We start from the raw sequence: 6,000 nt of genomic DNA on the forward strand, positions 1-6,000 counted from the left end.
GGTGCAGTGCAGTGCTGTGCCTGTGCACCTTGTACGGCCGAAATTAGGCAGAACAGGTGAAGCGGCCGACGGGGGAGAGTGAACGGCAAGTGAACCGTGCCGGAAGGCGCGGTGCGGGACGGCTCGGCGGGTGGGTCGTGTTGCCCCTGCCCGAGGTGCGCTCGGGCATGTGCTCACTGGGCATCCCGGCCACCTTGCCCTTGGGGTGTTTCCGACGTCGTATCACGTAAAGTGACGGACTGATTACTCTGTTCAGGTGATCGACACCCGCAATCCGGCCCGGCCGTCCAAGACGTTCTCCCGCTCGTACGTGACCCCCGCTCTTCGGGTCTGGTTGGCGGAAGGGGGTGACCTGGAGACATGGCTGGACGGCCGCACACCCTTGATCTCCTATGCCCGCATCTCCGCGGATCGCCTGGACGGCGAGGCGATCGGTGTGGGACGTCAGCACAGGAACAACATCAGAAGCGCGGAGCGGCATGACTGCGTGGTCGTGCTGCACTACGAGGACAACAACATCACCGCCGCCGCGCGTGATGGCGGCCGCCGGGCGTTCCTGCAGATGTGCCGTGACCTGTCACACGGGCATGAGGCCGAGACGGGCATTCCGGTCCGGGGCTGCGTCGCCGTCGAGCGGGAGCGGGTGTATCGCCTGCCGCGTGACTTCGTCGCATTCCAGGACGCGTTGGCGATGGCCGGTGACGGGGTCTTCATCGAAGGTGACGCGTTCGTCGACCTGTCCGAAGCCGTCGCGACGGTCGTGGCAGCCGCGGACACCGCAGGAGCCGGGGACGCCGAGATGGACAAGCTGCGCAAGCGGACCATGCGCAACGCCTCGGACCGGGCCGAGGAGGGGAAGGTCTACGGCGGGCCCCGCCGATTCGGCTGGCTCGGCGCGTCGAAGGATCCCTGCCGGGTCGGCAACAAGCACGCGGACCTGGAGGAGTTTCCCCACCTCATCGGCATGATCGAAGCCCGCTGCGCGGGACGGTCCTGGCGCGGCATCACGGGTGATCTGAACAGGGCGGGGGTCAGGACCGCTCGGGGCGGACGCTGGACCGAGCAGGGAGTGAGGGGCCTCGTCACCAACCCGGCGTGGTGGGGCGGCCGGGTTCTCGACGGCGGGCTCGTCGTGGACCCGATCACTGCTGAGCCGGTGATCGGGGAGTGGGATCACGCCGATGAGGAGACCCATGGTGTCGGTTACGAGGCGTGGAAGAGCATCATGGCGGGCGTCGGGGCGAAGCGTCCGCTCAGGGGGCTGAGGCAGGTCGGGAACGCGCCGCGGTCCATGGAGGCGATGCGAGGACCCTCCTACTTGTTCTCCGGTGTCCTGCGCTGCGGCCGGATCAACGACGCCCAGGAGGTCTGCCACGCGAAACTCGCGGGCAACAGGGCCACGGGCAGGAACGCCAAGTACGGCGACTACTACCGTTGCGGGGACGCGAATTGTCGGGGCATCGGTCGGAAGGTGGCGTCGGTGGACGCCTACCTCGAGGGCCTGATGCTCGCGTACCTGGACGAGCGCTTCGCCGGTACCGAGGCCGACGGCACCCCTTGGCGGGGCGACGCGGTACTGGCGAACCTGCGCAGGCAGCGTCGGGACATCCAGGAGTGCGTCGACTCGGGAGGCGTCGACCGGAGCCGTGCGCGTCATCGCATGGCGCGGCTGGACCGGAACATCGCGGCTCTGGAGCACGAGGAGCGTGATCACCTGAAGGCCGAGGCGCGGAGAAACCTCCTGCGGGGGTGGACGCGAGCCAAGTGGGAGCGGATGGAGCCGGCGGAGCGACGCGAGGTGATCGCACAGGTGTTCCGTGCCGTCGTGGTCCAGCCGATTCCGATGGGTGTCAGCGACAAGGCTCCGTTCGACCCCGGACTCCTCACGATCACGTGGCGCGACGGACGTGTCGGTCGAGGCCGCCGGGATGAAGCCGGCGCGTGATCACCGCACGTCCCCGGAGGCCCGAAGGGCGCTGAGCAGGGCGTCGACGAGTTCCCTGTCCCGCGCTCGCGTCAGCCGGTCGCGTGTGGCCGCAGGGGTGAGCCAGGCGATGGCCGACACCTCACGGTTCGGCTCGAACGAGCCGTGAGTCGCTCTGGCCGCCCAGTAGCGGACCTCCTTGGGGCGCCCTTCCACCAGGTAGCGGACGGTGGGCAACTCCGTACCGAGTTCGCACGTCATGCCCGTCTCTTCCAGCACCTCGCGGACCGCGGCCTCTCGGGCGCCCTCGCCGCGCTTCAGCTTGCCTTTCGGATGCGACCAGTCCGCCCACTTCGGCCGATAGACCACGGCGAGTTCGATGCCCTCCCCGGAGGGGGACCGCCGCCACAGCAGACACCCCGCCGCGAGGATCACGGGACCGGGGCCGTCGTGTGGTGCCAGGCGCGTTGGAAGGCGAATCTGGCGGCCTCGACCTCGTGGCGTTGGTCCGCGTGGAGGACGCCGAGGGCGTACGCGGTGGCCGGGGCGATGCGGGGGGTGCGGGCCGCCGTGGCGGCCGCGGTGGCGGCCTCGGAGGCGTCGCGGTGCCGGTCGAGGGCGCGGCCGGACTCGTAGAGGGCCGGGTCGGGGCCCGGGCCGGGCAGGACCTCGCAGGCGTAGCGGTGCAGCCGCAGCAGGAGTCGGGTCTGGTGCCAGGGCGCGTCCTGGGCCTCGCCGGCCGCGAGCGCGAGGGCGTCCGCGTTGTACGGGTGGGCCGCGCGGGCCAGCGGCAGGTCGGCGACGGCGTCCGTGAGCCGGCGTTCGACGACCGCGGCCGGCGCGTCGAGGACCTCCACCGCCGGGGCCGCCCCCGCGGGCCCCAGCGGTACCTCGGAGGCCAGGAGCGCGACGGCGTCCGCGACCGCGTGGAAGCGGGCGGAGCCGAGTGCCTGGAGCGCCGCCGAGTGGGCGCGCGTGCGGGCCAGGGTGAGCTGGCGTTCGAGGAGGGCGCCCGCGCGGGCGGCGCCGACCGTGAGTCCGGGCCCGTCGGTGACGCCGCGAGCGGCGGGCACCGGCCCGCCGCCGCTCGACAGGCGGGACAGTGCGTCCACCAGCCGGACGAGCCGGGAGGTGCAGGCGTGTTCGAGGGCGAGCGTTCCCGACAGCCAGGCGAGCTCGGTGCGCAGCTGGTCGGCCCAGCCGGCGTCGAGGAGCGGCCGGAAGGTGTGCAGGGTCCCGCTGATGCGGCGGGCGGCCGCCCGGAGGGACCGGGCGGCGACCTCGGAGCCGGTCGTGTCCGCCCCGCTCTCGGTGTGCAGGCGCAGTCCGCGGAGGAAGTCCGCGGCCCGCGCCTGGAGGTAGGGGGCGATGACCTCACCGGCCGTGACGCCCGTGGTGGCGGAGAGGTGGTCAGGGTTGTGCACGCCGGCGCCTCCGCGCGTCGATGAGCATCTCCTGGACGTGCCGCAGCGGCTGGCCGTCCGGGTCGGTCGCGTGCCGCGTCCAGTTCCCGTCCGGGCCGAGGTGCCAGGAGGAGGTGGTGTCGGACATCCCGGTCTCCAGGAGCCGGGTGAGGGCCGCCCGGTGGGCCGGGTCGGAGACCCGGACGAGGGCTTCGATCCGCCGGTCCAGGTTGCGGTGCATCATGTCGGCGCTGCCGAGCCAGACCTCGGGTTCGCCGCCGTTGCCGAAGGCGAAGATCCGGGAGTGTTCCAGGAAGCGGCCGAGGACGGAGCGGACCCGGATGTTCTCGGAGAGTCCGGCGACTCCGGGGCGGATCGCGCAGATGCCGCGGACCCAGATGTCGACGGGGACGCCCGCCTGCGAGGCCCGGTAGCAGGCGTCGATGACCGCCTCGTCGACCATCGAGTTGACCTTGATCCGGACGTAGGCGGGCCGGCCGGCGCGGTGGTGGGCGATCTCCTTGTGGATCCGGGAGACCAGTCCGTCGCGCAGGGACTTCGGGGCGGTGAGGAGCCGGCGGTAGGTCTCGCGGCGGGAGTAGCCGGAGAGCCGGTTGAAGAGGTCGGAGAGGTCCGCGCCGACCTGCGGGTCGGCGGTGAGCAGGCCGAGGTCCTCGTAGAGCCGGGCCGTCTTGGGGTGGTAGTTGCCGGTGCCGACGTGGGAGTAGCGGCGCAGTACCTCGCCCTCCTGCCGGACGACGAGCGACAGCTTGCAGTGGGTCTTCAGGCCGACGAGGCCGTAGACGACGTGGCAGCCGGCCTCCTCCAGCTTGCGTGCCCACTTGATGTTGGCCTGTTCGTCGAAGCGGGCCTTGATCTCGACGAGGACGAGGACCTGCTTGCCGCTCTCGGCGGCGTCGATGAGGGCGTCGACGATCGGGGACTTGCCGGAGGTGCGGTAGAGCGTCTGCTTGATCGCGAGGACGTCCGGGTCGGCCGCCGCCTGCTCCAGGAACGCCTGGACGGAGGTGGAGAAGGAGTCGTAGGGGTGGTGCAGGAGCACGTCCCGTTCGCGCAGTGCCATGAAGATGTCGGGCGCGGAGGCGGACTCGACCTCGGCGAGGTCCCGGTGGGTGCCGGCGACGAACTTGGGGTACTTCAGCTCGGGCCGGTCGAGGGAGGCGATGCCGAAGAGGCCGGTGAGGTCGAGCGGGCCGGGCAGCGGGTAGACCTCGGCGTCGGAGACCTTGAGTTCGCGGACGAGCAGGTCGAGGACGTACGGGTCGATGGACTCCTCGACCTCCAGGCGGACCGGCGGGCCGAAGCGGCGGCGCAGCAGCTCCTTCTCCAGGGCCTGGAGCAGGTTCTCGGCGTCGTCCTCCTCGACTTCCAGGTCCTCGTTCCTGGTCACCCGGAACATGTGGTGGGCCAGCACCTCCATGCCGGGGAAGAGCTCCTCCAGGTGCGCGGCGATGACGTCCTCCAGCGGGACGTAGCGCTCGGGGGAGGCTTCCAGGAAGCGGGAGAGCAGCGGGGGCACCTTGACGCGGGCGAAGTGGCGGTGGCCGCTGACCGGATTGCGTACGACCACGGCCAGGTTGAGGGACAGGCCGGAGATGTACGGGAAGGGGTGTGCGGGGTCCACGGCCAGCGGGGTGAGGACCGGGAAGATCTGCTGCCGGAAGAGGGTGAAGAGGCGGGCCTGCTCCTTCTCCGTGAGTTCGGGCCAGCGGATGAGGTGGATGCCTTCGTCGGCGAGGGCCGGGGCGACGTCCTGCTGGTAGCAGGCGGCGTGCCGGGCCATGAGTTCGCGCGAGCGGGTCCAGATGAGGTCGAGGACCTCGCGGGGCTGCAGGCCGGAGGCGGAGCGGGTGGCGACTCCGGTGGCGATGCGGCGCTTGAGGCCGGCGACGCGCACCATGAAGAACTCGTCGAGGTTCGACGCGAAGATGGCGAGGAAATTAGCCCGTTCGAGGAGGGGGGTGTTCGGGTCCTCGGCCAGTTCGAGGACGCGTTCGTTGAAGGCGAGCCAGCTGCGCTCGCGGTCGAGGAAGCGTCCCTGGGGGAGTTCGCCCTCGGCGCCGTCGTCCTCGTAGGCGTCGAGGTCGGCGTCCAGATCGGGCTCCAGGTCCGTCGCGCGGCCGGTGCTGACCGTCTGGGAACGGTGTGCGGCTATGGATCCGACGGACGGCTGTGTGGTCGGCTCGCCGTCGCGCTGGGGCGTCTGCGTGGACGCCTGCTTGGACGTCCGCTTGGACGGCTTGGCGTTGGACTGGACCGGGACCTCGGCGGGCTGCTGGCTCATGACCCCATTCTTCCGCGCGAAGGGGTGGTCGGGCGCGTCGGAGCGGGCCGTGGGCGAGGGAAGTCTCCCTTTGGGGAGCCCCTTGGCGGGAGGAGGCACGGCGGGCTTCATTGCGTGAGCGTCGCAAGCGCTTCTGAATGGCCGGTAACGACGACATGACGTGCGGGCGTCCGTGGGCGGCCCGTGCCGGGGGTGCGGCCCGCCGGCGGGTGCGTTCCGGGGGCGCGTGGGCGGGGGTCGGGGGGGGGGGGCGGGGGGGGCCCCCCCCCCCCCCCCGCCGGCGGAGAAAACAGGACGATGGCGTGCGCGGCCCCCAGGTCGCCGAACGCGACGAACAGCGCGAGGGACCCCAGAGGGAGGGCGAGAAC

The 6,000-nt window shown here is 71.5% G+C and carries 4 protein-coding genes; 1 reads left to right on the forward strand and 3 read right to left on the reverse strand.

All coding sequences use genetic code 11. The features are described from left to right. Nucleotides 1-256: 256 nt before the first annotated feature. Nucleotides 257-1,945 (forward strand): recombinase family protein, encoded by a 1,689-nt coding sequence (locus tag AB0D99_RS34460; protein WP_362371722.1) that lies wholly within the window; start codon nucleotides 257-259, stop codon nucleotides 1,943-1,945. On the opposite strand, the gene AB0D99_RS34465 is transcribed toward AB0D99_RS34460, so the two are convergent. From AB0D99_RS34465 to AB0D99_RS34475, 3 genes are read right to left on the reverse strand one after another with little or no spacing between them, the layout of a single operon-like run. Further along, the gene (locus AB0D99_RS34465) at nucleotides 1,946-2,359 is read right to left on the reverse strand and encodes an NUDIX hydrolase (RefSeq protein WP_362371725.1); all 414 of its coding nucleotides are present in this window, start codon (nucleotides 2,357-2,359) and stop codon (nucleotides 1,946-1,948) included. It lies immediately after the preceding gene. Further along, nucleotides 2,356-3,348: a CHAD domain-containing protein gene (locus AB0D99_RS34470; RefSeq protein ID WP_362371727.1), complete on the reverse strand. Its 993-nt coding sequence runs from the start codon at nucleotides 3,346-3,348 to the stop codon at nucleotides 2,356-2,358. The genes AB0D99_RS34465 and AB0D99_RS34470 overlap by 4 nt, the downstream gene beginning before the upstream one ends. Further along, nucleotides 3,335-5,632, reverse strand: coding sequence for an RNA degradosome polyphosphate kinase (locus tag AB0D99_RS34475; RefSeq protein WP_362371730.1), 2,298 nt, complete (start codon nucleotides 5,630-5,632; stop codon nucleotides 3,335-3,337). Before AB0D99_RS34475 ends, AB0D99_RS34470 begins: the two co-directional genes overlap by 14 nt. Nucleotides 5,633-6,000: the final 368 nt, after the last annotated feature.

Source organism: Streptomyces sp. NPDC047971 (assembly GCF_040653355.1).
Classification (GTDB): domain Bacteria; phylum Actinomycetota; class Actinomycetes; order Streptomycetales; family Streptomycetaceae; genus Streptomyces.

Coding starts and splice junctions, on each gene's coding strand:
- AB0D99_RS34475 (WP_362371730.1), bottom strand. CDS start 5,632: ATGAGCCAGCAGCCCGCCGAGGTCCCGGTCCAGTCCAACGCCAAGCCG.